The 26,246-nt window shown below is 72.5% G+C and carries 24 protein-coding genes; 12 read left to right on the plus strand and 12 right to left on the minus strand.

Features of this window, described 5'->3' with window-relative positions:
- Positions 1-48 precede the first annotated feature (48 nt).
- Positions 49-1,809, minus strand: coding sequence for an arginine--tRNA ligase (argS, locus tag ACZ4WZ_RS28440; protein ID WP_467894666.1), 1,761 nt, complete (start codon positions 1,807-1,809; stop codon positions 49-51).
- 191 nt (positions 1,810-2,000) lie between these two features.
- On the opposite strand from argS, the gene lysS reads away from it, so the two are divergent.
- Positions 2,001-3,737 (plus strand): lysine--tRNA ligase, encoded by a 1,737-nt coding sequence (lysS, locus tag ACZ4WZ_RS28445; RefSeq protein ID WP_388939504.1) that lies wholly within the window; start codon positions 2,001-2,003, stop codon positions 3,735-3,737.
- Positions 3,738-3,873: 136 nt separating this feature from the next.
- On the opposite strand, the gene ACZ4WZ_RS28450 is transcribed toward lysS, so the two are convergent.
- The 3 genes from ACZ4WZ_RS28450 to ACZ4WZ_RS28460 all read right to left on the minus strand — a co-directional run bounded on the left by ACZ4WZ_RS28450 (position 3,874) and on the right by ACZ4WZ_RS28460 (position 7,153).
- Positions 3,874-5,223, minus strand: a complete 1,350-nt coding sequence (locus tag ACZ4WZ_RS28450; RefSeq protein WP_467894668.1) for a DUF2637 domain-containing protein — start codon at positions 5,221-5,223, stop codon at positions 3,874-3,876.
- Positions 5,224-5,315: 92 nt separating this feature from the next.
- A complete protein-coding gene (locus ACZ4WZ_RS28455) occupies positions 5,316-6,122 on the minus strand; it encodes a DUF3558 family protein (protein WP_467894670.1) in 807 nt (268 codons plus the stop codon).
- Positions 6,123-6,256: 134 nt separating this feature from the next.
- The gene (locus ACZ4WZ_RS28460; RefSeq protein WP_467894787.1) at positions 6,257-7,153 is read right to left on the minus strand and encodes a DUF3558 domain-containing protein; all 897 of its coding nucleotides are present in this window, start codon (positions 7,151-7,153) and stop codon (positions 6,257-6,259) included.
- Between the two features lie 186 nt (positions 7,154-7,339).
- Here ACZ4WZ_RS28460 and ACZ4WZ_RS28465 point away from each other — a divergent pair, with 186 nt between their 5' ends.
- A complete protein-coding gene (locus ACZ4WZ_RS28465) occupies positions 7,340-8,533 on the plus strand; it encodes an RtcB family protein (RefSeq protein WP_467894672.1) in 1,194 nt (397 codons plus the stop codon).
- A 111-nt stretch (positions 8,534-8,644) separates the two neighbouring features.
- Here ACZ4WZ_RS28465 and ACZ4WZ_RS28470 read toward each other — a convergent pair whose 3' ends face one another.
- The 3 genes from ACZ4WZ_RS28470 to ACZ4WZ_RS28480 all read right to left on the minus strand — a co-directional run bounded on the left by ACZ4WZ_RS28470 (position 8,645) and on the right by ACZ4WZ_RS28480 (position 10,923).
- Positions 8,645-9,442: a hypothetical protein gene (locus ACZ4WZ_RS28470; RefSeq protein ID WP_467894674.1), complete on the minus strand. Its 798-nt coding sequence runs from the start codon at positions 9,440-9,442 to the stop codon at positions 8,645-8,647.
- Positions 9,443-9,700: 258 nt separating this feature from the next.
- Positions 9,701-10,477 carry an SDR family NAD(P)-dependent oxidoreductase gene (locus ACZ4WZ_RS28475; RefSeq protein WP_467894676.1) on the minus strand — a complete coding sequence of 259 codons (777 nt, stop codon included), beginning with the start codon at positions 10,475-10,477 and terminating at the stop codon, positions 9,701-9,703.
- A gap of 113 nt (positions 10,478-10,590) precedes the next feature.
- On the minus strand, positions 10,591-10,923 hold the full coding sequence (locus tag ACZ4WZ_RS28480; protein ID WP_467894678.1) for a YnfA family protein: 333 nt from the start codon (positions 10,921-10,923) through the stop codon (positions 10,591-10,593).
- Positions 10,924-11,097: 174 nt separating this feature from the next.
- Between ACZ4WZ_RS28480 and ACZ4WZ_RS28485 the strand changes: the two genes are divergently transcribed.
- On the plus strand, positions 11,098-11,571 hold the full coding sequence (locus ACZ4WZ_RS28485) for a hypothetical protein (RefSeq protein WP_467894680.1): 474 nt from the start codon (positions 11,098-11,100) through the stop codon (positions 11,569-11,571).
- A gap of 43 nt (positions 11,572-11,614) precedes the next feature.
- Here the strand turns inward: ACZ4WZ_RS28485 and ACZ4WZ_RS28490 are convergent, their stop codons facing one another.
- Genes ACZ4WZ_RS28490 through ACZ4WZ_RS28500 form a run of 3 tightly spaced genes read right to left on the minus strand, consistent with a single transcriptional unit; the run spans position 11,615 to position 14,437 of the window.
- The gene (locus tag ACZ4WZ_RS28490) at positions 11,615-13,189 is read right to left on the minus strand and encodes an FAD-dependent monooxygenase (protein WP_467894682.1); all 1,575 of its coding nucleotides are present in this window, start codon (positions 13,187-13,189) and stop codon (positions 11,615-11,617) included.
- Positions 13,190-13,228: 39 nt separating this feature from the next.
- Positions 13,229-13,966: a Mut7-C RNAse domain-containing protein gene (locus ACZ4WZ_RS28495; protein WP_467894684.1), complete on the minus strand. Its 738-nt coding sequence runs from the start codon at positions 13,964-13,966 to the stop codon at positions 13,229-13,231.
- Between the two features lie 54 nt (positions 13,967-14,020).
- Entirely contained in the window at positions 14,021-14,437 is a 417-nt protein-coding gene (locus ACZ4WZ_RS28500) for a winged helix-turn-helix transcriptional regulator (protein ID WP_467894686.1), read from the minus strand.
- A 199-nt stretch (positions 14,438-14,636) separates the two neighbouring features.
- Here ACZ4WZ_RS28500 and ACZ4WZ_RS28505 point away from each other — a divergent pair, with 199 nt between their 5' ends.
- Entirely contained in the window at positions 14,637-15,536 is a 900-nt protein-coding gene (locus ACZ4WZ_RS28505) for an NADP-dependent oxidoreductase (protein WP_467894789.1), read from the plus strand.
- Between the two features lie 281 nt (positions 15,537-15,817).
- Here the strand turns inward: ACZ4WZ_RS28505 and ACZ4WZ_RS28510 are convergent, their stop codons facing one another.
- A complete protein-coding gene (locus ACZ4WZ_RS28510) occupies positions 15,818-16,390 on the minus strand; it encodes a TetR/AcrR family transcriptional regulator (protein ID WP_467894688.1) in 573 nt (190 codons plus the stop codon).
- A gap of 97 nt (positions 16,391-16,487) precedes the next feature.
- Here ACZ4WZ_RS28510 and ACZ4WZ_RS28515 point away from each other — a divergent pair, with 97 nt between their 5' ends.
- Positions 16,488-17,090 carry a DUF2867 domain-containing protein gene (locus tag ACZ4WZ_RS28515; protein WP_467894690.1) on the plus strand — a complete coding sequence of 201 codons (603 nt, stop codon included), beginning with the start codon at positions 16,488-16,490 and terminating at the stop codon, positions 17,088-17,090.
- A gap of 84 nt (positions 17,091-17,174) precedes the next feature.
- Here ACZ4WZ_RS28515 and ACZ4WZ_RS28520 read toward each other — a convergent pair whose 3' ends face one another.
- Positions 17,175-17,612 (minus strand): hypothetical protein, encoded by a 438-nt coding sequence (locus ACZ4WZ_RS28520; RefSeq protein WP_007264729.1) that lies wholly within the window; start codon positions 17,610-17,612, stop codon positions 17,175-17,177.
- Positions 17,613-17,946: 334 nt separating this feature from the next.
- On the opposite strand from ACZ4WZ_RS28520, the gene hemL reads away from it, so the two are divergent.
- From hemL to ccsB, 7 genes are all read left to right on the plus strand, one after another.
- Positions 17,947-19,269: a glutamate-1-semialdehyde 2,1-aminomutase gene (gene hemL, locus ACZ4WZ_RS28525; protein WP_467894692.1), complete on the plus strand. Its 1,323-nt coding sequence runs from the start codon at positions 17,947-17,949 to the stop codon at positions 19,267-19,269.
- On the plus strand, positions 19,266-19,940 hold the full coding sequence (locus ACZ4WZ_RS28530) for a histidine phosphatase family protein (protein WP_467894694.1): 675 nt from the start codon (positions 19,266-19,268) through the stop codon (positions 19,938-19,940). The genes hemL and ACZ4WZ_RS28530 overlap by 4 nt, the downstream gene beginning before the upstream one ends.
- Before the next feature lie 709 nt (positions 19,941-20,649).
- Positions 20,650-21,897 carry a polysaccharide deacetylase family protein gene (locus tag ACZ4WZ_RS28535; protein WP_467894696.1) on the plus strand — a complete coding sequence of 416 codons (1,248 nt, stop codon included), beginning with the start codon at positions 20,650-20,652 and terminating at the stop codon, positions 21,895-21,897.
- 76 nt (positions 21,898-21,973) lie between these two features.
- Complete coding sequence (locus ACZ4WZ_RS28540; RefSeq protein WP_467894698.1) at positions 21,974-22,618, plus strand: TlpA family protein disulfide reductase; 645 nt, start codon at positions 21,974-21,976, stop codon at positions 22,616-22,618.
- A 19-nt stretch (positions 22,619-22,637) separates the two neighbouring features.
- Positions 22,638-23,402, plus strand: coding sequence for a cytochrome c biogenesis CcdA family protein (locus ACZ4WZ_RS28545; protein ID WP_388939578.1), 765 nt, complete (start codon positions 22,638-22,640; stop codon positions 23,400-23,402).
- Between the two features lie 13 nt (positions 23,403-23,415).
- Positions 23,416-25,158, plus strand: coding sequence for a cytochrome c biogenesis protein ResB (gene resB / locus ACZ4WZ_RS28550; protein WP_467894700.1), 1,743 nt, complete (start codon positions 23,416-23,418; stop codon positions 25,156-25,158).
- Positions 25,155-26,246, plus strand: coding sequence for a c-type cytochrome biogenesis protein CcsB (gene ccsB / locus ACZ4WZ_RS28555; RefSeq protein WP_467894702.1), 1,092 nt, complete (start codon positions 25,155-25,157; stop codon positions 26,244-26,246). Before resB ends, ccsB begins: the two co-directional genes overlap by 4 nt.

Genomic DNA, 26,246 nt, shown 5'->3' on the forward strand with positions numbered 1-26,246 from the left:
ACGCGACGACCCCCGGTGCACCTGCGCCGGGGGTCGTCGCGTGGGACGTCAGAGCTTCTCGGGGGTGCGGATGCCGAGGAGGGACATGCCCTTCGACAGGGTCCGCGCGGTCAGGTCGCACAGGAACAGGCGGTTCTCGACCTGCTCCGGGGTGTCGGCCTTCAGCACCGGGCACTCGGCGTAGAACGTCGTGTACAGCGAGGCCAGCTGGTACAGGTACGCGGCCAGCTTGTGCGGGGCGTACTCGGCCGCAGCCTCCGCGATCAGCGTGCCGAAGCCGTCCAGGTGCAGGCCCAGCGCACGCTCCGAGGCCGTCAGCTCCAGCTCGGGGTGGGCCACCGGCCGTGCCTCGCCCGCCTTGCGCAGGATCGACTGGATGCGCGCGTACGCGTACTGGAGGTACACGGACGTGTCACCGGTCAGCGAGACCATCTGGTCCAGGTCGAACTTGTAGTCGCGCGCCGCGGAGGTGGAGAGGTCGGCGTACTTCACCGCGCCGATGCCCACCTGGGCGCCGCGCTCGGCGATCTCCTCCTCCGTGAGGTCCTGGGCCTTCTCCCGCACGACGGCCGCCGCCCGCTCCACGGCCTCGTCCAGCAGGTCCACCAGCCGGACCGTCTCGCCCTCGCGGGTCTTGAACGGCTTGCCGTCCTTGCCGAGGACCGTGCCGAAGGCCAGCTGCACGGCCTTGACGTCCTCGCCCAGCCAGCCGGCCCGGCGGGCCGTCTCGAAGACCATCTTGAAGTGCAGCGACTGCCGCGCGTCCACCACGTAGATCAGGGTCGTGGCGGACAGGTCGGCGACGCGGTTGCGGATCGCGGAGAGGTCGGTGGCGGCGTAGCCGAAGCCGCCGTCGGACTTCTGGACGATCAGCGGGGTCGGGTTGCCGTCGGGGCCCTTGACGTCGTCGAAGAACACGCACAGCGCGCCGTTCGAGCGGACGGCGACGCCCGACTCCTCCAGCAGCTTGCAGGTCTCGACCAGCATGTCGTTGTAGCCGGACTCGCCGACGACGTCGGCGTCCTGGATGTCCATGTCCAGCTTGTCGAAGACGGAGTAGAAGTAGATCTTCGACTCGTCCACGAACCGCTGCCACAGCGCCAGGGTCTCGGGGTCGCCCGCCTGGAGGTCGACCACCCGGGCCCGGGCGCGCGTCTTGAACTCCTCGTCGGAGTCGAAGAGGGCGCGCGAGGCCTTGTAGAGGCGGTTGAGGTTGGACATGGCCTCCTCGCCGGAGACCTCCTCGTCCGACTTGTGGTCCAGCTCGTGCGGGTGCTCCAGCAGGTACTGGATCAGCATGCCGAACTGGGTGCCCCAGTCGCCGATGTGGTGGCGGCGGATCACCTTCTCGCCGGTGAACTCCAGGATCTCGACCATCGCGGCGCCGATCACGGCGGACCGCAGGTGGCCGACGTGCATCTCCTTGGCCACGTTCGGCTGCGCGTAGTCGATCACCGTGGTGCCGGCGGACGCGTTGAGCGGCACGCCCAGCCGGTCGTCGGCCGCGCGGGCGGCCAGCGTCCGGATGATCGCCTCGTCGGAGACGGTGATGTTGAGGAAGCCGGGGCCGGAGACCTCGACGTCCTTGATCACGCCGCCCTTGTCCAGGCCCTCGAGGACCGTGGCGGCGAGGTCGCGCGGGTTGGCCTTGGCCTTCTTCGCGAGCGCCAGGATGCCGTTGGCCTGGAAGTCGGCCCGGTCGCTTCGTCGCAGCAGCGGGTCGGCGGCACCGGCCTCCGGCAGGGCGGAGGCGAGGGCGTCCGAGACGCGCTGTTCGACGGAGGAAGCGAGGGAAGGGACCGAGGCCATGAGCTGCCGTTCCTGTGAGGTTGCGCGTGCGCGTGCGCTTGGGTGTTCCGACAAGTCCCGAGTATCCCACGTGGCGGGTGCCCGCTCCCCGGGATATCTGCGTGCGTACCGAGGCGTGGAAGCAACCCCGGAGCGGGCTGTTCCGTCTGGGAGAATGGCCGAAGCCAGCATTCGAGATAGAAGGACGTGTCGTGGCTCAGAGCGCTCAGAGCAGCACAGAGACCGACTGGGTCTCCCGTTTCGCGGACGAGGTCATCGCCGAGGCGGAGCGCCGAGCCCCGGGCAAAGCGATCGTCGTCGCGTCCGGACTCTCCCCGTCCGGGCCGATCCACCTGGGCAACCTGCGCGAGGTCATGACCCCGCACCTGGTCGCGGACGAGATCCGCCGCCGGGGCCACGAGGTCCGCCACCTCATCTCCTGGGACGACTACGACCGCTACCGCAAGGTGCCCAAGGGCATTCCCGGTGTCAGCGAGGAGTCCCACGCCCAGCACATCGGCCGCCCGCTGACCGCCGTGCCCGCGCCCGAGGGTTCCCCGTACCCGAACTGGGCCGAGCACTTCAAGGCCGCGATGGTCGCCTCCCTGGCCGAGCTGGGCGTCGAGTACGACCCGATCAGCCAGACCGAGCAGTACACCTCCGGCGCCTACCGCGAGCAGGTGCTGTTCGCGATGAAGCACCGCGGCGACATCGACGCCGTCCTCGCCCAGTACCGCACCAAGCAGAAGCCGGGCAAGAAGCCCCAGCAGAAGCAGGTCGACGAGGCCGAGCTGGAGGCCGCCGAGGGCTCCGGCGCGGCCGCCGAGGACGACGGCAGCGCCGAGGGCGCGGAGTACTTCCCGTACAAGCCGTACTGCGGCGCGTGCAACAAGGACTTCACCAAGGTCACGGCGTACGACGACGAGACCACCGAGCTGACCTACGTCTGCACGGAGGACGAGTTCACCGAGACCGTCAAGCTGTCCGAGTTCAACCGCGGCAAGCTGGTCTGGAAGGTCGACTGGCCGATGCGCTGGGCGTACGAGGGCGTCGTCTTCGAGCCCTCCGGTGTCGACCACTCCTCGCCCGGCTCCTCCTTCCAGGTCGGCGGGCAGATCGTCGGCCTGTTCGGCGGCGAGCAGCCCATCGGCCCGATGTACGCCTTCGTCGGCATCTCCGGCATGGCGAAGATGTCGTCCAGCAAGGGCGGGGTCCCCACCCCGGCCGACGCGCTGAAGATCATGGAGCCGCAGCTGCTGCGCTGGCTGTACGCGCGCCGCCGCCCGAACCAGTCCTTCAAGATCGCCTTCGACCAGGAGATCCAGCGCCTGTACGACGAGTGGGACAAGCTGGAGGCCAAGGTCGCCGACGGCAGCGTGCTGCCGGCCGACGCCGCCGCCCACTCCCGTGCCGTGCGCGTCGCCTCCCACGAGCTGCCCCGCACCCCGCGTCCGATGCCGTACCGCACCCTCGCGTCGGTCGTCGACATCACCGCCGGGCACGACGAGCAGACGCTGCGGATCCTCTCCGACCTGGACCCGTCGCAGCCGCTGACCTCCCTCGACGAGGTACGGCCGCGCCTGGACCGCGCCGAGAACTGGATCACCACCCAGGTCCCGGCCGACCAGCGCACCCTGGTCCGCGAGGACGCCGACACCGAGCTGCTGTCCTCGCTGGACGAGGCCGGGCGCGAGTCCCTGCGGCTGCTGCTGGACGGCCTCGACTCGCACTGGTCGCTCGACGGGCTCACCACCCTCGTCTACGGCGTGCCGAAGGTCATGGCGGGGCTGGAGCCGGACGCCAAGCCGACGCCGGAGCTGAAGGTCGCGCAGCGCGAGTTCTTCGCCCTGCTGTACCGCCTGCTCGTGACCCGGGAGACCGGTCCGCGCCTGCCCACGCTGCTGCTGGCGGTCGGGGCGGAACGGGTGCGCAAGCTGCTCGCGGTCTGACGCGGGGGCCACACCCGTACGGGAAGGGCCCGTACCCCTGGTTCGCCGGGGGTACGGGCCCTTCGCCGTGGTCGCGCGCGGTGTGCTGCCCGCTGGGCGCGGCCCGAGGGCGCGGCCGGTGTGCGGGCGGGTGTGCCTACGAGATGTGCTCGTCCATGAGGTCCCGCTGGTAGCGCTCCTTGAGGGCGGGGATCAGCCGCTTGAGCGCGGCCGCGCTGGGCGGGTCCGCGATCCCGAGGCGCTCGGAGAGGCGTTCCTCCAGCTGCGCGGGGCTCGGGACCTGGGCGTACTCGTCGATGTACGCCCGGAAGACCTCGTAGGCGGCCTCCCGGAACTTCTCCTCGTCGGCGTCGGGCTCGGCGGCGGTGTCCGCGGGCCCGGCCTGCTCCTCGGGGCCGGCCGGAGCCATGACCGGGGTCGGCTCCAGGCCCTCGACGTACTGGGGGTTGTAGCCGCCCTCGTACGACGCCTGCGGCGCGAGCGGCGCCGCGAACCAGGCGCTGTCGTGCGCGGCCGGCATGGCCGTCGGCTCCACCGCGAAGGGGGCGGGCGCCGGGGCGGGGACGGGGGGCTGGGGCTGCCGGGGCTGCGGGGGCCGCGGCCGCGGGTCCTGCGGCTGGGGCCCGGCTTCACCGACGGCACCGGCCGCACCGACGGGCTCGTCACCGGCGCCGGCGGCCCCGGCCGGTACGAGCGGCTCCGCCGACGCGGCCGGCAGCGCGGGAGCGGCCGGGGCGCCGGGCGGGACGGCGGCCGGTGCGGCGGTGGCTGCGGCCGGTGCCGGGGGCAGCAGTACCGGTTCGATGCCCGCCGCCGCCAGCCCCTCGGGGGCCGTCTGCGACAGCGGCACGCCGATCCGGGCCAGCCGCAGCGGCATCAGCGCCTCCACGGGCGCCTTGCGCCGCCACGCCCGCCCGTACCGGGCCTGGAGCCGCGCCTGGTAGATCAGCCGGTCCTGCTCCATGCCGACGGCCTGCTCGTAGGAGCGCAGCTCCCACAGCTTCATCCGGCGCCACAGCTTGAAGGTGGGCACGGGCGAGAGGAGCCAGCGGGTGATCCGCACCCCCTCCATGTGCCGGTCCGCGGTGATGTCCGCGATCCGGCCCACGGCGTGCCGGGCCGCCTCCACGGTGACCACGAACAGCACCGGGATCACGGCGTGCATGCCCACGCCCAGCGGGTCCGGCCAGGCCGCCGCGCCGTTGAACGCGATCGTCGCCGCCGTCAGCAGCCACGCCGTCTGGCGCAGCAGGGGGAACGGGATGCGGATCCACGTCAGCAGCAGGTCCAGCGCCAGCAGCACGCAGATGCCCGCGTCGATGCCGATCGGGAACACCAGCGAGAAACTGCCGAAGCCTTTCTTCAGGGCCAGCGCGCGCACCGCGGAGTACGAGCCCGCGAAACCGATCCCCGCGATGACCACGGCTCCGGCGACCACGACACCGATGAGTATCCGGTGCGTACGAGTCAGCTGCATCGCGGCCACCCGTGATCCCCTCCCCTTGTCGAGCTACGGCAGGCACAGCGTACGGGTGACTGCGCGTCACCCGTGCCGTAGGGCCCCTCCTGTCGGCGGGGTTACTGCCCGGACGGAGCAGACGCGGAACCGGAAGGCGAAGCGGAACCGGACGGCGCGTCCGACGGGGCGGCGCCCGCGTCCTTGTTGGCGGACTCGACCGAGGCCACCGTCTCCTTGGCCGCGGCGATCGCGTCCTGGAGCAGCTTGCCCTGGTCGGGGGCGCCGGCGCCCTCGTAGGCGGCACCGTTGTAGTCGAGGGTGACCACGACGTTCTGGGCGCGGACGATGACCGAGTTGTTGGCGAAGTCGACGTCCTTCTTCACGCCGTAGACCACGGAGGTGGCCTGGTCGCCGATCCCGCCGGCCTGCTCGGCCTTGACGTCGTGCGCGCCCTCGGTGGTCTTCGCCAGCTCGATCTGCTTCGTGTACTGCTCCTCCGCGCGCTTGTTGCCGCTGCCGAGCGAGGCGTGCGAGTCGTAGCGGACCAGGGAGACGGAGAGCCAGCGGTACTGCGAGCCCTTCGCGCCGTCCGTCTTGAGGCCGTTCCAGGAGCAGCTGGCGCGGTTGGACAGGTCGTTCGACTTGGCCGCCGTGCCGTTCTTGTCCTTCGCCTCGGGGACGAGCGAGTCGATGCTCTTGCCGGTCAGCGCCTTGCAGGGGTCCGGCAGCTTCGCGTAGGCCACCTTCTCCAGCGCGGCCGAGGGCTTGGCGCTCGGCTTGGCGGACGACGAGGAATCGGGCTTCTTGCCGGACTCCTTGCCACCCGAGGACTTGCCCGAGTCGGACGAGCAGCCGGCGACGGTGAGGATGACCGGGACGGCTGCGCAGGCGAGAACGCGGGTGAGGCGCGAGGCTGATCGGTGCATGGTTCCTTCAGACGTTGGGGTCTTCTGCGGGGCGCGTTACGGGCGCGGGACCCGAGCAACGGTAGCCCGAGCGGGCGCCCGCCTGCTGTGCGCGCCGTCACGCGGGGCGTGCGCGCCCCCTGGGGGCGGCGCCGTCACTCGCTGAAACGCTCGGCCAGGGCCTGCGCCAACTGGCGCGTCCGGTCCTGCGTTTCCGCACTCGGGGGGACCGATCCGGGTCCGGACGGCTGGACGCTGTACTCGACGGTGACGAGGACGTTCGAGGTGCGGAACACGATCCGCACCGTCCGCGCCTGCGCGGCGGTGGCGCCGGCCGCGCTGAGCTCGTCGTCGAGGAACGCCTCGCTGCCGAGCCCCTCCAGGACGCGCGAGCCGAGCTCGGGCGGGGCGCTCGGAGCGCTCGGGGAGGGCGGGGCGGACGGCGAAGCGGAACCCGGAGCGGAGGCCGCCGAGGAGGGTGCGGTGCTGCCGCCCGGGGGGTTCGCGGGGGGCGCACCGGGAGCCGTACTCGTACTCGTACCGTTACCGGCGCCCGGGACGGGGCTGCCCGCCGGTCCCGGGAAGGGCAGCTTCGCGTCGGTCAGCCGGCGTACGTACACCTGGCGGGCCTTGTCGTCGTCGCTGGTGGTGGCGCGGTCGTACGAGACGACGCGCTCGAAGGTGACCGACAGCAGCAGGTTCCCCTCGGGGCTCTGCGCGTTCCAGCGGCAGCCCACGTGCCGGTCGCCGTCGTAGGAGGGGTCGGCGGTCCCTGCGTAGAGCCGGTCGCGCTGTTCGGTGGTGAGCGAGTCGGCGGCCGGGAGCATGACCCTGAGCCGCTTGGGATCGGCGGCCTTGCAGGGCTGCGGCAGGCTCCGGTACTTGCCGGGCTGCGCGGGCGTGGCGGTGCTCCCGCCGCCCTTCTGATCGCTGGTCCCCATGCCGCTGCCGTCGGTGCACCCGGTGAGCCCGGTCGCGCCGGCCACGAGCGCGGTGAGCATCGCGACGCCCGGCAGGACTCGGCGGCGTACCGGCATCCGGTGTGCCGGCATTCGGTCCACGTCCACTGGCTCCCCTGGCTCCCTCGGGAAAATCCGTTGCCGCGACTTGGGCACGGATGGACACAATGTCTATCGCACACGCACGTGCCGGCGCCGGTTCCCTGTCTGCTTTGGGGTGATGAGCGCGGCTTTTCGCGTATTCATGCTTTTCTGTGAATTTCAGGGGATCGTTGTCTTATGTCGTATGTAGAGGTACCCGGGGCTAAAGTCCCGATCCGGATGTGGACGGACCCGGCGTCCGTCGAGGACAGCGCGATGCGGCAGCTCCAGAACACGGCCGGGCTGCCCTGGATCAAGGGCCTGGCCGTGATGCCGGACGTCCATTACGGCAAGGGCGCCACGGTCGGCTCGGTGATCGCGATGAAGGACGCGGTCTGCCCGGCAGCGGTCGGCGTCGACATCGGCTGCGGCATGTCGGCGGTCAAGACCTCGCTGACGGCTAACGACCTCCCGGGGGACCTGTCGAAGCTGCGCTCGCGCATCGAGCAGGCGATTCCGGTGGGTGCGGGGATGCACCGGGATCCGGTGGATCCGGGGCGGCTGTACGGGTTCCCGGGTACGGGGTACTCCGACCTGTGGGAGCGCTTCGACTACCTCGTGGACGCGGTCAAGTTCCGTCACGACCGTGCCGTGAAGCAAATAGGAACCCTCGGATCCGGAAATCACTTCATCGAATTCTGTCTCGACGAGTCGGGTGCGGTCTGGCTGATGCTGCACTCCGGCTCCCGCGGCATCGGCAACGAGCTCGCCGCGCACCACATCGGCGTGGCCCGGGACCTCGCGCACAACCAGAACCTGGTCGACCGGGACCTCGCGGTGTTCCTCGCCGGGACCCCCGAGATGGACGCGTACCGCCGTGACCTCTTCTGGGCGCAGGAGTACGCGAAGTACAACCGCGCGGCGATGATGAGCCTCTTCAAGGAGGTCGTCCGCAAGGAGTTCCGGAAGGCGAAGGTCTCCTTCGACCGGGAGATCAGCTGCCACCACAACTACGTGGCGGAGGAGCGGTACGACGGCATGGACCTGCTGGTCACCCGGAAGGGCGCGATCCGCGCCGGCAGCGGCGACTACGGGATCATCCCGGGCTCGATGGGCACGGGTTCGTACATCGTGAAGGGGCTCGGCAACGAGAAGTCCTTCAACTCCGCCTCGCACGGTGCCGGGCGGAAGATGAGCCGGACGGCGGCGAAGAAGCGGTTCTCCGCGCGGGACCTGGCGGAGCAGACGCGGGGCGTGGAGTGCCGCAAGGACTCCGGGGTGGTGGACGAGATCCCCGGGGCCTACAAGTCGATCGAGCAGGTCATCGACCAGCAGACGGACCTGGTGCAGGTCGTGGCGAAGCTCAAGCAGGTCATCTGCGTCAAGGGCTGAGGGCGGGTGCCGGACCGGCGCCGGACGCCACCCGCCGTGCCCGGAAGACGCTCGGGCACGGCGGGTGTGTTCCCGCCGGGGTCCCGGGCGGGACCCCGGCGGGGCGGAGCGCTAGCTGCTCTTGGTGAGGCCCTTGTCGAAGTCCGGCCCGACGTGGCTCGGCTTCAGCGGGGACTTCCGGTTGAGGGGCGGCGGCGGGGGCGTGCCCGGCTGGGGGTTCGCCGGGGTCCAGACGACCGGCGTCGGGCAGTCGAGCGTGTCCGGTTCGCCGCGGACGACCGCGCATTCGGTTTCGTAGACGGTTCCGGCCGTGGTGAGCACCTCGACGATGACGCGGTTGGCGGTCTCCGCGATCGTCACGCCACAGGGGTTGGCCGGGAAGGTCGGGGACCCCGTGGTGAGGTTGTACCAGGTGTAGGCGGGACCCGTGCCCGGGACGGTCGGGTTCTCGGCGTTGAAGTCGTACACCCCGGCCCAGACGATGCCGTTGGGGGCCAGTACGGCCTTGTACTTGACCTCTGCCTCGTCCCACGAGGTGGAGATGTCCACGCACGGTCCGGCCGGTCCGGGCGGCCCCGGCACGCCGGGCTGGCCCGGGAGGCCGTCGCGGCCGTCACGGCCGTCACGGCCGGGGGGTCCGGGCGGGCCGGCCTTCCCCTCGCACTTGTCCTTGCGCGGGTTCGCCTTCTTGCCCTTGGCTTCGGGCTCGTAGTCGTCGTTGTCCACGCAGTCGTCGCCGGTCTGCGCCGCGGCCACCGTCGCCGTCGGGGGCGCTTCGGTGTCCGCCTGTGCGGGGGTGGAGAGGCCGAGCATCGCGATGGCCATCGTGGCCACCGCGCCGCCGGCGAGCCACTTGCTCTGCCGGGGCAGCGGGCCCATGCGGGACGGTGTCCTTGTCTCAGGACTCATGTGTGGTGCTCCTCGTGGGAACCGGGGGTCTGACCTTGAGGCGTGAGCGGCCTCGACCGGCATCCTTCGGGCGCCACGCGCCGTACGACGGAAGGCGCGAGGTCTGATCATCACATCGGTGCCTCATGTGGAGCCGATCGGCCGAACCTCCGCGTCGTGCGCCGGCCGGGCTTCGGACGCGGTCGAGGGCCGCCGGTCTGGAGCCGGCGGCCCTCGTGCGTGCCGCGCTCAAAGGGCGCGGGCCCGGTCTCCCGGGGGTTACGGCTCCCGGTGCACCTTCGTGTTCGAGGCCTGGGCGCGGGGGCGGACCACCAGCAGGTCGATGTTGACGTGGCTGGGGCGCGTCACCGCCCAGGTGATCGTGTCGGCGACGTCGTCGGCGGTGAGGGGCTCCGCGACGCCCTCGTAGACCTTCTCGGCCTTGGCGGAGTCGCCGCGGAAGCGGGTCTTCGCGAACTCCTCCGTCTTGACCATGCCGGGCGCGATCTCGATGACGCGGACGGGCCGGCCGACGATCTCCAGGCGGAGGGTCTCGGCGAGTACGCGGGCACCGTTCTTGGCCGCGACGTAACCCGCGCCGCCCTCGTAGGTGGCGTGGCCGGCGGTGGAGGAGAGGACGACGACCGTGCCGTCGCCGGAGGCCACGAGGGCGGGGAGCAGCGCCTGGGTGAGGTTGAGCGTGCCGATGACGTTGACCTCGTACATCGTGCGCCAGTCGGCCGGGTCGCCGGTGGCGACGGGCTCGGCGCCGATGGCGCCGCCGGCGTTGTTGACGAGTACGTCGACGGAGGGGAAGCGCTCCAGGGAGGCGGCGAAGGCGTCGACGGCGGGCCGGTCGGTGACGTCGAGGGCGTGCGCGGTGGCCTGGTGGCCTGCGTCGGTGATCTCGGCGGCGAGGGCCTCGATCCGGTCCTTGCGGCGGGCGGTGAGGACGACGTGGTAGCCGGCCGCGGCGAGCTGCCGGGCGGTGGCCGCGCCGATTCCGCTGCTCGCGCCGGTGACTACGGCGGTTCGGGTGGCCGGGCGCGTGCTCATGGGCGGGGCTCCTCGTGGGTCGCGGGGGTCGCGGGGGTCGCGCGGTTCGCGGGGGGACGTCGCCCGCCGGTTCGGTCGTCCGTACGGGCGAACGCTCGCCAGCATAGGCCGGGTCAGCGGCGCGGCGCGTACATGATCACGGCCATCCCGGCGAGGCAGACGAGCGCGCCGGCCACGTCCCAGCGGTCGGGCCGGTAGCCGTCGGCGACCACGCCCCACAGCAGGGATCCGGCGACGAAGACCCCGCCGTAGGCGGCGAGGACGCGGGCGAAGTCGCCCTGGGGCTGGAGGGTGGCGACGAACCCGTACAGGCCGAGGGCGATGACACCGGCGCCGATCCAGGCCCACCCCTTGTGCTCCCGGACGCCCTGCCAGACCAGCCAGGCGCCGCCGATCTCCAGGAGGGCGGCGAGGGCGAAGAGGACGGCGGAACGGGCGATCAGCATGCCTCGAAGCCTACGCAGCGGGCCCGGATGGGGGCGGCGGGCGAAGGGCGGACCGGGCGGCGGCGGATGGCGGACCGGCGGCGGGCGGATGGCGGACGGCTCGCCCTCATTCGTGTGATGGTCCGATCGGCGGGTGGGCGGGGTGGCTACCGTCCGCGCGAGGAGGTGGTGGCGGTGCGCCGTGGTGCCGTACGCAGTGTGGTGGTGGCGGGCTTGCTGGTGCTGTGCGGGGCCGGGCCCGCGGATGCCCGCTCGGCCCCGGACGCGGAGGCCGACGTGGCCTACCACGGGCGGGTCCGGCTGGCGCACGGGCAGCTGAAGGTGTGGATGGTGCCGCAGAACGAGGGGCCGGCCGAGGTGCCGAACGCCACCGTGCGGCTGAGGCTCTCCGCGGACCTCGCCGACGCCCAGGAGCCAGCCGGGGGCTGCGCGCGGGTGGGCCGCCGCGAGGTCGTGTGCGAGACGGGCGCGCTGCCGCGGCACGGGCGCGGGCGGCACATCGCGCTGCTGCTGGGCCTGCGCGAGCGGCCGGCGGAGATCGCGGTCCGGATCGACACCCTGTGGGACGGCGGCGCGACCGACCGCAACCGCGCCAACAACGAGCACGTGGTGCTGGCGCTCGACACGGGCGACACCTACGCGTTCTGAGCCCCCGGCTCGTGGGGCCGGGGGCGCGGCGCGCCGAACGGGGTCACGCCTTCGGGGCGCGGCTTCCCGGGAGGATCCAGCCGGCGACGGCCGAGGCGGTCTCGGCGTCGTCGGCCCGGGGGGCGCTCCAGGCGACGTAGCCGTCGGGGCGTACGAGGACGCGGGCGGTACGTCCCTCCGTGGCCCAGTGGTGGTGCGCGAGACCGGCTCCGGGCGGGGTGGCCGCGCCCGGAGGGGTGATGAGGACGAAGCCGCCGGCGCGCAGGGCCTCGTACAGCCGCGTCCCGTCGGCGAGGGGGACGTCGGGGGCGCGCCGGCCGGCGGGGCCGGGCCGGCGGGCGCCGGGCGGGGGCGGGTAGGCGAGGCCGATGCCGGTGACCAGGCCGAGTACGCGGTCCCGGGCGGGGCCGACGCGGGCGAGGAGGCCGGCGCCGAGGCGGCGGGCGGTGCGCACGGCGGGGTTGCCGGTGATGACGGCCCGGACGAGGGTGCCGCTGATCCGCAGCACGAGGCGGCCGACGGGGTGGCGTTCGCGGTGGTAGCTGTCGAGGAGCGCTTCGGGGTCGGGTGCCCGGCCGTGGAGGACGGCGGCGAGCTTCCAGGAGAGGTTGGCGGCGTCCTGGAGCCCGGTGTTCATGCCGAGGCCGCCGGCGGGGGAGTGGACGTGGGCGGCGTCGCCGGCGAGGAAGACGCGGCCGACGCGGTAGCGGGGGACCTGGCGCTCGTCGCTGTGGAAGCGGGACATCCAGCGCGGGTCGTGCATCCCGTGGTCGCTGCCGAGGGCGGCGCGGGTGAGGGCGCGCAGTTCGCCGAGGTCGACGGGGTCGGTGTCGGCGGCCCGGGCGGTGGGGCTCCAGGCGATGGCGCGGTGGTAGCCGTCACCGAACGGGACGAGGAAGGCGAAGGCGTCGGCCGTTCCGTTGGCGGTGAGGGCGTCGGCGGGCGGGTCGTCGAGGCGGACGTCGGCCAGGACCATGGAGCGGACGACGGCCCGGCCGGGGAAGGGGAGGCCGAGGAGGTCGCGGACGGTGGAGCGGACGCCGTCGGCGCCGACGACGTGGCGTGCGTGGACCAGGCGCGGGGTGTCGCCGGGGCGGGTGGCGTGGGGGCCGGCGGGGTGGGCCGTCCCGGGGGTTCCGTTTTCTTGCCCGTTGCTCCCGTTGGCGTCGTGGACCTCGAGGGTGACGGTCTCGTGGTCCTGACGGAGACCGATGACCTGACAGTCGTATTGGATGTCCACCCCTGTGGACAACGCGCGGCGCTCCAGCAGTTTCTCTGTCTCATATTGAGGGGTGATGAGGACGAAGGGGTAGCGGGAACCCAGCTGTTGGAGGGGGAGGGCCATGCCACCGAAGGGACGCAGCAGGTCGATCCGTCGGCCGGTGGAGACGAGTTCGTCGGCGAGTCCGCGCGCGTCGAGCAGTTCGAGGGTGCGGGCGTGCACGGCGAAGGCGCGGGTGAGGTTGGCGGCCGTGCGGGGCCGCTTCTCGAGGAGGGCGACGGAGAGTCCGGTTGCGGCGAGGTCGCCGGCGAGCAGGAGCCCGGTGGGCCCGGCGCCGACGACGGCCACGTCGAAGAGGCCGGTGGTGGTGCCGGTGGTGTGGTCAGCGGCAGTCATGTCACGGAGTCTGCCAGCCGGGGGCCGCCTCCGGCAGAGCTACACGGAGGCGCCGTTGCCGAATTCGGCCAGGGCGTCGCCGACGATCCGTTCCAGGCGGGAGTGGTGGGCGCCGCGCCAGTAGACGCGCTCGCAGTCGGCGCACTGCGCGAACACGTCGTACGAGCGCTGCGTGCCGTGCTCCAGCCGGTCTCCCACGCTGTCCTTGTCCGCTTCCCGGAGCGGGCCGTTGCAGGCGGTGCAGCGGGTCCAGGGCGCGAGCTCGGGGGCGAACCGGCTGAGGATGTCGCGGAGTTGGTCGTCGGGATTGTCGCTGTAGACGTAGGCGCCGGCGAAGATCTCGCGGCGGCGCAGCAGGCCGCGGTCGCGGGAGAGCAGGACGCGCCGCTCGGCGGCGGAGCGGGCGGCGAGTGCGGGGTCGCCGATGTCCTCGTTCTCGTAGGCGGCGTCGACGCCGAGCAGGCGCAGGCGGCGGGCGAGGGTGCCGAGGTGGACGTCGAGGAGGAAGCGCAGCGGGGCGCTGGGGATCCGCTGGGGCCGGTCCACGCCGAACACCTCGACCGACTCGCCGGCTTGGGGCACGTACGAGACGGGGACCTCCTTGCCGTCCACGAGCAGCCGGCCGACCTCGGTGAGCGGGACACCGGCGGATTCGACCACGTGTCCGATGCTGGAGGCGCCGTCGGTGGCGGTCGGTACGCGGTCCGCGCGCCGGCTGGGCGGGGCGAAGAGGCGCAGTTCGGGGGCGAGGGTGAGGTGGATACCGGGACCGTTCACCGTCCCAGCATGCCATTGGGGGATGCGGCGGCGCGGCCGAATTAGTGACGGGGGTCAGTTGGTGGCGGCGGCCTGGTCGTAGGCCTCGCGGTGGGCGCTGACCTCGTCGAAGTGGTTCTCGGCCCACTGCTTGACGGAGGAGAGGAGGCAGCCGAGGCTGCCGCCGAGTTCGGTGAGGCGGTAGTCGACGCGGACGGGGACGGTCGCGGTGACGGTGCGGGTGACGATGCCGTCGCGCTCGAGGGAGCGGAGGGTCTGGGTCAGCATCTTCTGGCTGACGCCGGGGATCTTGCGGCCGAGTTCGCTGTAGCGCATGGAGCCCTGCTCGGCCTCGCCCAGGGCGCTGACGATGAGGCCGACCCACTTGTCGCTGATGCGGGCCAGGAGCTGTGTGGTGGGGCACTCCTTGACGAAGGCGTCGTAGGCGACGCGGGCCTCTTCGCGGAGGGCGGCGGCGGTGCGGGTGGCCATGGGTTGCCCACTTCCGGGTCGGGTACGCACTCCCGAGTGCGTACTTACTGAAAGAGAGTACCTCTCCATAAGTTAGTGGTCATCGGAACGGCCGGACGGGCCGGACGAGACCGACGTGACCAACGTGACCAACGGGGAGACAGTCATGAGCGAGCAGCAGAACGGGACCCAGAGCCAGGCCGGGACCCAGACCCGGACCATGCGGGCGGTGGTGGTCAGCGCCTTCGGCGGGCCGGAGCAGGTGGAGCTGGCCGAGGTGGCGGTGCCGCGGCCGGCGGCGGGGCAGGTCCGGATCCGGGTCCGCGCCGCCGGGCTGAACCCGGTCGACGGCGCCGTCCGCGCGGGCGTCTTCGGCGGGGCCGGACAGCGGCTCGGGCTCGGCTGGGACGTGGCGGGTGAGATCGACGAGGCCGGGCCCGGCGTGGACGGCTGGGCGCGGGGGCGCCGGGTGGTCGGGCTGCACTACGGCCCGGTGAAGCCGCTCGGCACGCACGCGGAGTACGTGGTGCTCGACGCCTCGGCGGTGGCGGCGGCCCCGGAGTCGGTGGACGACGCGGCCGCGGCGGCGCTGCCGCTGAGCGGGCTGACGGCCGCCCGCGCGGTGGACCTACTGGGGCTCGCCCCGGGTGACTCCGTACTGGTCACCGGTGCGGCCGGGGTGGTCGGCGGCCTCGCGGTGCAGCTCGCCGCGCGGGCCGGGCTGGTGGTGACGGCGCTGGCGGGCGCGGGGGACGAGGAGTTCGTACGCTCCCTGGGCGCGGCGGAGTTCGTGGTGCGGGGTTCGGCGCCGGCCGGGCCGGTGGACGGGGTCCTGGACGCGGCGGTGATGGGCGGGGAGGCGCTGGGCTTCGTCCGCGACGGCGGTGCGTACGTCGGCCTGATCCCGGGCGCGGCGCCGGCCGCGGAGCGGGGGATCCGGGTGGAGGAGCAGGAGGTCGCCCCCGACGGCGCCCTGCTGGGCCGCCTCTCCGCCCTGGTCGACGCGGGCGCGCTGACGCTCCGCGTGGCGGAGACCTTCCCCCTCGCGGAGGCCGCCAGGGCCCACACGGCCCTCGCCACCCCGGGCACGCGCGGCCGCCTGGTCCTGACCACCTCCTGAGGACCGGCCCGCACGCCGCGGCGGTTCGTCGGGCCGGGGGCGGTTCGTCGGGCGGAGGCGGTCCGCCGGGCCGGGGTGGTCCGTCACTCCGGGGGCGGCCCGTCACGCTGGGCGGTCCGTCAGGCGGAGGGGGTGCGTCAGGGGGAGGCGGCCCGTGAGGCCGGGGACCCGCCAGGCCGGGGCGGTCCGTCCGGCCGGGGGTGATCCGTCACCCCCGGGGGCGGCCCGTCCGGCCGGGGGGCCGTCAGGCCAGGGTGGTCCGTCACCGCCGGGGCGGTCCGTCAGGCGGAGGGTGGGCGGAGGAGCCAGCGGCGGGTCAGGGCCATCATTTCGGCGTGGCTGCGGCCGCCGTGGTCGACGGCGATGAACCGGCCGCCGATCCGCAGCGAGAACACCATCAGGCAGCGCACCTCGACGTCGTCCGGGTCGGGGCAGAACGAGCCGAACAGTGCGCGCAGGTAGTCCATCCGCCGGTTGTCGACCCGGCGCAGCCGCGCCGCGACGGCCGCGTCACGCCGGGCCCAGTCGCGGACGGCCAGGTCGACGGCCGTGCCCCGGACCGGGCCGTCGGCCGACTCCGCGACGAAGGTGAACAGCCGGTCCAGTCGGGCCCGCGCGTCACCGCCCCCGCTCTCGATGTGCTGGATCACCCCGTCCGCGACCTCGTGCTCCCAGGTGTCGAGCATCTCCTCCAGCAGCGCGTCCCGGTTGCGGAAGTACCCGTAGAAGCCGCCCTTGCTGACTCCGAGCGCCTGTGCGAGCGCTTCGATCCGTACGGCGTCCGGGCCGCCGGCGGCGAGGGCGCGCAGGCCTTCCTCGATCCACGTGCCGCGGGGCGTGCGGGCGGTGGCCATGGTGTGTCTCCCGTCACGTGGCGGTGATCTATACGGCCCCGTATAAACGGGCCTAGCCTCCATCTGTACGGCATCGTATAGATGGAGGGGCACACGCATGAAACTCCCCCGGACCGCCCATACCTCCCGCCCCTGGCGGATCCACGAGATCGCGGGCGACTTCCAGCTCGAGGACCTGTGGGCACTGCCGACACCGGGCGGCCCCGACGACCTGGCGAGGCTGGTGGCCCAGTTCGCGAGCGGCGGGAACGAGACCTCCGGCATCTCCTCCCCCCTGTACCGGATCCTCTTCGCCATCCGCTGGAAGCTCGGGGCGCTGCTCGGCTGGGACAAGCCCGGCGACGGCGTCGGCGGCCGGGTGCGGTCGCTGCGCGAGCGGCTGCCGGCGGACCTCGCCGAGGGCCCGCGCGGGCCGGACCTGTCCACCCTCCCCTTCTCCTCCGTCTACCAGACGCACGACGAGTGGGTCGCCGAGATGGGCAACAAGACCGTGCACGGTCTGATGCACATCGGCTGGGTCCCGGACGGGCTCGGCGGCCACCGGGGTCAGATGGCCGTCCTCGTCAAGCCCAACGGCTTCCTCGGAGCCGCGTACATGGCCGCCATCAAGCCCTTCCGGTACATGGGGGTCTACCCGGCGCTGATCGAGGCGATCGGCCGCAGGTGGCAGGAGGACGCCGCCGCGCGCGACGCGGCCTGACCGCCCGGCCCGGCGCCGGACGCCGGGCCGTGAGGGCCGCGCCGCCAGGAGCCGCGAGGAGCCGTCAGGAGCCGCCGGGGGTCGTCACGGCCAGACGAGGCAGTACGCCTGATGGCCGTTCTCGTGGAGGCGGTGGGAGAAGTCCTGCCACTCGTGCAGCAGCTGGTAGACGTTGAAGGCGTCGCGCGGTCCGCCCCGGTCGGGGACCGTCGACCAGATGAAGGCGGCCGCGCCCACCGACTCCTCGCCCACCCCGCGCAACGGGTCCACCACCGTCATGGGCAGCTTGACCACCGCGTAGTCGGGGTGCAGGACGACCAGCTCCAGCGGGGGCACCTTGTGCAGGGGTATGCCCTCGATGCCGGTGAGGACCATCGCGGCCATCGTCTCCGGCTTGATCTTGGTGAACATGCCGCCCATGCCGAGCTCGTCGCCGCCCAGCTCCTCCGGCCGCATCGTCTGCGGCACCCGCGCGGCCGTGGCACCGTCGGGCGCGCCGAAGTACTTGTACGTCACTCCCATGCCGCGGCCCTTGAGCAGGCCGCCGGTGTCGTCCAGGTCATCCGTGTCGTCCTCGCCGCCCAGCGCCCGGGCCGGAACCGGCCCCGGTACGGGATCGGCCTCGGCCGCACGCCGCCGGTGCTTGCCTCGTCGGCGGGCTTCACGGGCGCGCTGCGGGTCCAGGCCGTCCGTACCCTCGCCCGGTCCACCACCGCGTTGCATATCTCCACCCGACACGTATTGCCTGCCCCGGCCCCGCGGCCCCCGCCACGCAGCCTGATCATCATGGCAGTGACCTCCCCCGCGGCGGCGCGGTGAAACGCCCCTCCGCAAGTCTGTCGCGGCCTCTGAGACCATGGCTGGTGTGAGCTACCCGTACCCGTATGAAGCCCCAGTTTCGCAGACGCTCTTCGAGCGCGCGTCCCTCGTGACCCCCGGCGGCGTGAACTCTCCCGTACGCGCCTTCCGTGCCGTGGGCGGTACGCCCCGGTTCATGGTGTCCGGTACCGGTCCCTATCTGACCGACGCCGACGGGCGCGAGTACGTCGACCTGGTCTGCTCGTGGGGGCCGATGATCCTCGGCCACTCCCACCCCGAGGTGATCGAGGCGGTGCAGGCGGCGGTCGCCCGCGGCACCTCCTTCGGCACGCCCGGCGAGGGCGAGGTCGCCCTCGCCGAGGAGATCGTCGCCCGCATCGAGCCCGTCGAGCAGGTGCGCCTGGTGTCCTCCGGCACCGAGGCGACCATGTCGGCGATCCGGCTGGCCCGCGGCTTCACCGGCCGCGCCAAGGTCGTCAAGTTCGCCGGCTGCTACCACGGACACGTCGACGCGCTGCTGGCCGCCGCCGGTTCCGGCCTGGCCACCTTCGCGCTGCCGGACACCCCCGGTGTCACGGGCGCGCAGGCCGGCGACACGATCGTGCTCCCCTACAACGACCTCGACGCGGTCCGGGCGGCCTTTGCCGCGCACCCGGGCGAGATCGCCTGCGTGATCACCGAGGCCGCGCCCGGCAACATGGGCGTCGTCACCCCGGGCGAGGGCTTCAACCAGGGCCTCGCCGACCTGTGCCGCGAGAACGGCGCGCTGTACGTCTCCGACGAGGTGATGACCGGATTCCGTACCTCCCGCGCCGGCTGGTACGGGGTGGACGGGGTCAAGCCCGACCTGATGACCTTCGGCAAGGTCATGGGCGGCGGCTTCCCGGCGGCGGCGTTCGGCGGCCGCGCCGACGTCATGGGCCACCTGGCCCCGGCCGGCCCGGTCTACCAGGCGGGCACGCTCTCCGGTAACCCGATCGCCACCGCCGCCGGCCTCGCGCAGCTGCGGCTGCTGGACGAGGCGGCGTACGACAAGGTCGACGCGGTCTCGAAGGAGATCCAGGACCTGGTGACGGCGGCGCTGAGCAAGGAGGGCGTGGTGCACCGGCTGCAGACCGCGTCCAACATGTTCTCGGTGTTCTTCACGGCGGACCCGGTCCGCAACTACGACGACGCGAAGACGCAGGAAGGGTTCCGCTTCAACGCGTTCTTCCACTCGATGCTGGCGCAGGGCGTCTACCTGCCGCCGTCGGCGTTCGAGTCCTGGTTCGTGTCGACGGCCCACGACGAGCGGGCGGTCGAGCGGATCGCGGCCGCGCTGCCGGCCGCCGCGCGGGCCGCCGCGGAGGCGACGGCATGAGCGACATCACCGTCGTCCACGTGGTGCGGCACGGCGAGGTGGAGAACCCGGAGGGCGTTCTGTACGGACGCCGGGCCGGCTACCACCTCTCCGAACTGGGCCGGCGGATGGCCGACCGGGTCGCCGAGCACCTCCAGGACCGGGACGTCACCTACGTGGTGGCCTCGCCGCTGGAGCGCGCCCAGGAGACGGCCGCGCCGATCGCGAAGGTGCACGGCCTGGAGCTGAGCACCGACGGCCGGCTGATCGAGGCGGGCAACGTCTTCGAGGGCAAGACCTTCGGCGTCGGCGACGGCGCGCTGCGCAGGCCGGGCAACTGGAAGCACCTGACGAACCCGTTCAAGCCGTCGTGGGGCGAGCCGTACGTCGAGCAGGTCGTACGGATGATGAGCGCCATCGAGTCGGCGAGGGACGCGGCGCGCGGGCACGAGGCGGTGGCGGTCAGCCACCAGCTGCCGATCTGGATCGTACGGAGCTTCGCGGAGCGGCGCCGGCTGTGGCACGACCCGCGGCGGCGGCAGTGCACGCTCGCCTCGCTGACGTCGTTCACGTACCAGGACGACAAGCTGGTGTCGGTGGGGTACAGCGAGCCGGCGCGCGACCTGGTCCCGGCGCATCTCCTCGCGGGGGCGAAGCCGGTGAAGGGCAAGTCGAAGGCCTTCGGCGCCTAACCCTCCGGGGGCTGGGGGGGGCACCGCTGCGCGGAGCGGCCCCCCACCCACCCTCCGCCCGTTCCCCGGGACTCCGCCCCGACCCCCGCCCCGGGGCTGCGCCCGGAACCGCCCCGGGGCTGCGCCCGGAACCGCCCGGGGTTGCGCCCGGAACCGCCCGGGGCTGCGCCCGGAACCGCCCGGGGCTGCGCCCCGACTCCCGGGGTTGCGCCCGGAACCCTCGCGGGCCTGCGCACCTGACCCTCCCGGGCCTGCGCACCTGACCCTCCCGGGCCTGCGCACCTGACCCTCCCGGGGTTGTGCCCGGAACCGCCCGGGGCTGCGCCCCGCCCCCCCCGGGGCTCCGGTCGCGGGCCGGAACCGGCTTCGCCGCCGGGCGGGCAGGACGCGTGCGGGGCCCAGCCCCCGTACCCGGGCCCCCGGCCCGCGCTCCGGTCGCGGGCCGGCCCGGCTTCGCCGCCTGGCGGGCAGTGTCCGTGCGGGGTCCGGGGCGGAGCCCCGGGGAACGGGGGAAGGGCGGGTAGGGGACAGCCCCGCAGGGCGCCGCTCACGCGCAGCACCCGCAGCGGCGCCCCGTCCCGCCCGCCCGCGCCCCCGGCACGCGCCGCCCGCGCCAGGGGCACCGGTTGGGCCGGTTTCGGGGAAGTTCCGGCGCGTCCGTCGTGTCGGGGCCCCGACAGCCCTGGAATGTCCGTTTATATGACATTCCATGAGCGATGTACCCGACCCCAGCAGGCGGACCGCGCTCGGCCTAGGGCTCGGCGCCGTCGCGGCCACCGTCGCGGCCGCCGCCGCCTCCCCGTTCACCCTCGCGGGCTGCGGCGCCGGCCACGGCCCCGCCGCCCAGGGCCCCCTGGCATCCGGCGGAGCCCCCGGCGCCAAGCCCATCGGCGACGGCTCCACCACCGACACCGGTCCGCAGCCGCACCAGCCGCCCCCGCCGGTGCCGCTCCAGCCCGGCGAGACGCCCCCGCAGTTCGTCGTGTTCAGCTGGGACGGCGCCGGCGAGATCGGCAACGGCCTCTTCCCGCGCTTCCTCAAGCTCGCCAAGGACCACGGCGCGGCCATGACGTTCTTCCTCTCCGGCCTCTACCTCCTCCCCGAGTCGAAGCGGGACCTCTACCACCCCCCGAACAACCCCGTCGGCGCCTCCGACATCGGCTACCTCAAGGACGAGAACGTCCGCAACACCCTGCGCCACGTCCGCCAGGCCTGGCTCGACGGCCATGAGATCGGCACCCACTTCAACGGCCACTTCTGCTCCGGCCCCGGCTCCGTCGCCCACTGGACCCCCGAGGACTGGCGCGGCGAGATCGACCAGGCGGTCTCCTTCGTCACCCGCTGGCGGACCCACACCGGCTTCGCCGACCTCGAACCGCTCCCCTTCGACTACCGCAAGGAGCTCACCGGGGCCCGCACCCCCTGCCTCCTCGGCCAGGACGCGCTGCTCCCCACCGCCCGGGACCTCGGCTGGCGCTACGACTCCAGCTCGCCCGGCGGCCTCCAGCGCTGGCCGGTGAAGAAGGGGGGCGTCTGGGACCTGCCGCTCCAGTCTCTGCCCTTCCCGGGGCACTCCTTCGAGGTGCTGTCCATGGACTACAACATCCTCGCCAACCAGTCGCGGAACAGTACGAGGGGGATGCCCGGCAACTACCCGAACTGGCGCGCCCAGGCCACCGCCACGTACCTCGGCGGATTCCGGCGGGCGTACGAGACCAACCGCGCCCCCCTCTTCATCGGCAACCACTTCGAGGAGTGGAACGGCGGGATCTACATGGACGCCGTCGAGGAGGCCCTCAAGGCCATGGCGGACAAAAAGGACGTACGCCTCGTATCCTTCCGGCAGTTCACCGACTGGCTGGACGTCCAGGACCCCCACGTGCTGGCCGCACTGCGCACCCTCGGGCCGGGGCAGTCCCCCTCCGGCGGCTGGCGCGGCCTGCTCTCCGCCTCCTGAGCGGGCCTGACCAGGGCCTTAACACCCCGTCGGGGGGTGCGGAAGATCCGCAAATCGGTCATGCGAAACTTTTCACATGAGCCTTAGCCGCGCGCGTGTCCGTCGAAGCAACCGCCGCTCTGCCAGCGGCCGCGCCGTCCTGCTGACCGCGATCACCCTCGCGAGTGCCCTGACCCTGTCCGCGTGCGGCGATTCGGGCAGCGGCGGCAAGCCGGCCGGTTCCGCCGGCGGCAACTACGTGACCGGCCCCAGCGGCATCTCCACCGTCGCCAAGGCCGACCGCGTCGACGCCCCGAAGCTCGACGGGGAGACCGTCGACAGCAAGACGCTCGACACCACCACCCTCAAGGGCAAGGTCGTCGTACTCAACGTCTGGGGCTCCTGGTGCCCGCCCTGCCGCGCCGAGGCCCCGTACTTCGCGAAGGTCTCCAAGGAGATGGCCGACGGCGGCAAGGACGTCGCCTTCGTCGGCATCAACACCCGCGACAACACCAAGCAGAACGCCGCCGCCTTCGAGGAGAACTTCGGGATCACCTACCCGAGCCTCTACGACCCGGACGGCAAGCTGATGCTCCGCTTCCCCAAGGGCACGCTGAACGCGCAGTCCATCCCCTCCACGATCGTCCTCGACAAGCAGGGCAAGATCGCCGCCCGCACCCTCGTCGCGGTCAACGAGGAGCAGCTGCGCTCGATGATCGACCCGCTCCTCGCGGAGCAGTGAGCTCGTGACCCCGCACCTCCTGCTGGCCGCCGGGGCGACCGGCGTGAACACCACGGTCCTCAACGGCGCGCTGCTGCTGGCCCTGCCGATCGCGCTGCTCGCCGGGCTGGTCTCCTTCTTCTCCCCGTGCGTGCTCCCGCTGGTCCCCGGCTACCTCTCCTACGTGACCGGCGTGAGCGGTGCCGACCTCGCCGAGGCCCGGCGCGGCCGGATGCTGGCCGGCGCGAGCCTGTTCGTGCTCGGCTTCTCCGCCGTCTTCATCTCGACCGGCGCGCTCTTCGGCCAGTTCGGCGACGTCTTCCAGGGCGAGAACAAGGAGATCATCACCCGCGTCATGGGCGGCCTGGTGATCCTCCTCGGGCTGTTCTTCATGGGCGCGATCCCGGGCCTGACCATGCGGGAGTTCCGCTTCCACAAGAAGCCGACGGCCGGCCTGATCGGCGCGCCCGTGCTGGGCGTGCTCTTCGGCGTCGGCTGGACGCCGTGCATGGGTCCCACCCTCGCCGCCGTCCAGACGCTCTCCATCGACCAGGCCACCGCCGGGCGCGGCGCCCTCCTGACGGCCGTCTACTGCCTCGGGCTCGGCCTGCCCTTCATCCTCGCCGCGCTCGCCTTCCGCAAGGCGCTCGGCGCTTTCGGCTGGGTGAAGAAGCACTATGCATGGGTGATGCGGATCGGCGGCGCCATGCTGATCCTGACCGGCCTGCTGCTCGTCACGGGGATGTGGGCCGGCATCGTGAACGAGATGCAGAGCTGGACCGACGGTTTCACGGTGGGGATCTGAGGACTACACGGACATGAGTACGACCGACAAGGCGCCCGCCGAGGCGCCGCACGACCCCGCAGCCCGAGCGGGCACCGGCCCCGCCGCCGGAGCGGACACCGACGCCGTCACCGACGCCGCCGCCGGAGCGCAGCTCTCCACCGCCCCCGTCGAGGACGGAGCGGCCGGCCCCGTCGGCATCGGGGTGATCGGCTGGGCCCGCTGGTTCTGGCGCCAGCTCACCTCCATGCGGGTGGCGCTGATCCTGCTGTTCCTGCTCTCCCTGGGCTCGATCCCCGGTTCCCTGGTCCCCCAGACGCAGGTCGACCCGATGAAGGTCGCCCAGTGGAAGAAGGACCACGCGTTCTGGGTTCCGGCCGCCGAGAAGCTCCAGCTCTTCGACGTCTACAGCTCGGTGTGGTTCTCCGCGATCTACATCCTGCTGTTCCTGTCGCTGATCGGCTGCATCATCCCGCGCACCTGGCAGTTCGTGGGCCAGCTCACCGGCCGTCCGCCGGGCGCGCCGCGCCGCCTGAAGCGGCTGCCCGCGTACGCGACGTGGCGTACGGAGGCCTCCCCGGAGGAGGTGCTCGCCGGGGCGAGGAGCCTGCTCGGCAAGCGGCGCTTCCGTACGGAGTCGGCCGGTGATGCCGTCGCCGCCGAGAAGGGCTATCTGCGCGAGGCCGGGAACCTGGCCTTCCACATCGCTCTGATCGTGCTGCTCGTGGCCTTCGCGGCGGGCCAGCTCTTCAAGTCCGAGGGCGGCAAGCTGGTCCTGCGCGGCAAGGGCTTCGCGAACACGCTCACCCAGTACGACGACTTCAAGTCCGGCAGCCTCTTCTCCTCCGACGACCTGCCGCCGTTCTCGTTCACCCTGGACAGGTTCGACGCGAGCTACGAGAAGACCGGCCCGCAGAAGGGCACCCCGCGCGACTTCAAGGCGTACGTCACCTACAGCGAGGGCGCGCACGGGGAGCCGAAGAAGGCCGAGATCGAGGTCAACAAGCCGCTGGAGATCGACGGTTCCAAGGTCTTCCTGCTGGGCCACGGCTACGCGCCGGTCATCTCGGTGGCCGATCCCACCGGCAAGGTGGTCTACAAGGACGCCGTGCCGATGCTGCCCTTCGACGCCAACCTGAGCTCCTCGGGCGCGGTCAAGGTCCCGGACGGCTACCGCGACAAGAACGGCAAGAAGGAACAGCTCGGCTTCAACGCCATGTTCGTGCCGACCTTCGCGGGCGAGGGCAAGGGCACGATGCTCTCGCAGTTCCCGGCCCTGGACTTCCCCGTCCTCGCCCTCAGCGCCTACCACGGCAGCCTGGGCGTGGACGCGGGCCTGCCGCAGAACGTGTACCAGCTGAACACCTCCAAGATGCAGGAGTTCAAGAACCCCGAGGGCGAGCTCTTCAAGCAGCGGCTGCTGCCGGGCGAGACGATGACGCTGCCCGACGGCGCGGGCACCGTGAAGTTCGAGGGCATCGAGCGCTGGGCCACCTTCTCGGTCACCCAGCAGCCCGGCAACGGACTGGCCCTCGCGGGCGCGGTCATCGCCATCGGCGGTCTCGCCGCGTCCCTGTTCATCCAGCGCCGCCGGATCTGGGTCCGCGCGGTCCGGGGCGAGGACGGCCTGACCGTCGTGGAGCTGGCGGGCCTGGGCCGCAGTGAGTCAGCGAAGCTGCCGGAGGAGCTGTCGGTGCTCTGCGCCGCCCTGTACGAGCGGGCGCCGAGTCCGGCGCAAGCACTGACCACAGAGGAAGAAGAAGGGGAGCGCGCATGACGACGCTGCTCGCGGCGGCGGCCAACGAGAGCCTCGCCGATCTCAGCAACAAGCTGGTCTACGCGTCGATGGCGGTCTACACGCTCGCCTTCCTCGCGCACATCACCGAGTGGGTCTTCGGCAGCCGCAGCAAGGTGGGCCGTACGGCCGCCGCGCTGACGGCGCAGAAGACGGCGGCCGGTGCGGCTCCCGCCGTCCAGGTGCGCACCAAGGGCGGGGGCACGGCCGTCCTCGACCAGCCGGAGGTGGTCACCCGCTCCGCGTCGGGCACCCGGGACGTCCCGGACGGTCCCGGCGCGGCGGGCGGCACCGAGCAGGGCGACCTGTACGGGCGGATCGCGGTCTCGCTGACCGTGCTCGGCTTCCTCATCGAGGCGGCGGGCGTGGTCGCCCGCGCGCTGTCGGTGCAGCGGGCCCCCTGGGGCAACATGTACGAGTTCTCGGTGACCTTCTCCACGGTCGCGGTCGGCGCGTACCTGCTGCTGCTGGCGCTGAAGAAGAACGTCCGCTGGCTCGGTCTGATCCTGGTCACGACGGTCCTGCTGGACCTGGGCATCGCCACCACCTGGCTCTACACCGAGAGTGACCAGCTGGTCCCGGCCCTGCACTCGTACTGGCTGTGGATCCACGTCTCCACCGCCATCTTCTGCGGCGCGGTCTTCTACATCGGCGCGGCGGGCACGGTGCTCTACCTGTTCCGCGACAGTTACGAGAGCCACCTGGAGGCCGGCCGCACCCCGGGCCGGTTCCGCACCTCGGTGCTGGAGCGGCTGCCCTCGGCGGCCTCGCTCGACAAGTTCTCGTACCGGATCAACGCGGCGATCTTCCCGCTGTGGACCTTCACCCTCGTCGCGGGCGCCATCTGGGCGGGCGACGCGTGGGGCCGCTACTGGGGCTGGGACCCCAAGGAGGTCTGGTCCTTCGTCACCTGGGTGGCGTACGCCTGCTACCTGCACGCGCGGGCCACGGCGGGCTGGAAGGGCCGCAAGGCCGCCTACCTGGCGCTCTTCGCCTTCGCCTGCTGGATCTGGAACTACTACGGCGTGAACATCCTGCTCAGCGGCAAGCACTCGTACGCGGGCGTCTGA

The organism is Streptomyces sp. NPDC029122, from assembly GCF_055569445.1.

Excerpts from the sequence above, each read along its gene's own strand:
- argS (WP_467894666.1), bottom strand. The coding sequence starts at position 1,809 with ATGGCCTCGGTCCCTTCCCTCGCTTCCTCCGTCGAACAGCGCGTCTCG.
- ACZ4WZ_RS28455 (WP_467894670.1), bottom strand. The coding sequence starts at position 6,122 with ATGCACCGATCAGCCTCGCGCCTCACCCGCGTTCTCGCCTGCGCAGCC.
- ACZ4WZ_RS28460 (WP_467894787.1), bottom strand. The coding sequence starts at position 7,153 with ATGCCGGCACACCGGATGCCGGTACGCCGCCGAGTCCTGCCGGGCGTC.
- ACZ4WZ_RS28465 (WP_467894672.1), top strand. The coding sequence starts at position 7,340 with ATGTCGTATGTAGAGGTACCCGGGGCTAAAGTCCCGATCCGGATGTGG.
- ACZ4WZ_RS28470 (WP_467894674.1), bottom strand. The coding sequence starts at position 9,442 with ATGAGTCCTGAGACAAGGACACCGTCCCGCATGGGCCCGCTGCCCCGG.
- ACZ4WZ_RS28475 (WP_467894676.1), bottom strand. The coding sequence starts at position 10,477 with ATGAGCACGCGCCCGGCCACCCGAACCGCCGTAGTCACCGGCGCGAGC.
- ACZ4WZ_RS28480 (WP_467894678.1), bottom strand. The coding sequence starts at position 10,923 with ATGCTGATCGCCCGTTCCGCCGTCCTCTTCGCCCTCGCCGCCCTCCTG.
- ACZ4WZ_RS28490 (WP_467894682.1), bottom strand. The coding sequence starts at position 13,189 with ATGACTGCCGCTGACCACACCACCGGCACCACCACCGGCCTCTTCGAC.
- ACZ4WZ_RS28500 (WP_467894686.1), bottom strand. The coding sequence starts at position 14,437 with ATGGCCACCCGCACCGCCGCCGCCCTCCGCGAAGAGGCCCGCGTCGCC.
- ACZ4WZ_RS28505 (WP_467894789.1), top strand. The coding sequence starts at position 14,637 with ATGCGGGCGGTGGTGGTCAGCGCCTTCGGCGGGCCGGAGCAGGTGGAG.
- ACZ4WZ_RS28510 (WP_467894688.1), bottom strand. The coding sequence starts at position 16,390 with ATGGCCACCGCCCGCACGCCCCGCGGCACGTGGATCGAGGAAGGCCTG.
- ACZ4WZ_RS28515 (WP_467894690.1), top strand. The coding sequence starts at position 16,488 with ATGAAACTCCCCCGGACCGCCCATACCTCCCGCCCCTGGCGGATCCAC.
- ACZ4WZ_RS28520 (WP_007264729.1), bottom strand. The coding sequence starts at position 17,612 with ATGGGAGTGACGTACAAGTACTTCGGCGCGCCCGACGGTGCCACGGCC.
- hemL (WP_467894692.1), top strand. The coding sequence starts at position 17,947 with ATGGCTGGTGTGAGCTACCCGTACCCGTATGAAGCCCCAGTTTCGCAG.
- ACZ4WZ_RS28530 (WP_467894694.1), top strand. The coding sequence starts at position 19,266 with ATGAGCGACATCACCGTCGTCCACGTGGTGCGGCACGGCGAGGTGGAG.
- ACZ4WZ_RS28535 (WP_467894696.1), top strand. The coding sequence starts at position 20,650 with ATGAGCGATGTACCCGACCCCAGCAGGCGGACCGCGCTCGGCCTAGGG.
- ACZ4WZ_RS28540 (WP_467894698.1), top strand. The coding sequence starts at position 21,974 with ATGAGCCTTAGCCGCGCGCGTGTCCGTCGAAGCAACCGCCGCTCTGCC.
- resB (WP_467894700.1), top strand. The coding sequence starts at position 23,416 with ATGAGTACGACCGACAAGGCGCCCGCCGAGGCGCCGCACGACCCCGCA.
- ccsB (WP_467894702.1), top strand. The coding sequence starts at position 25,155 with ATGACGACGCTGCTCGCGGCGGCGGCCAACGAGAGCCTCGCCGATCTC.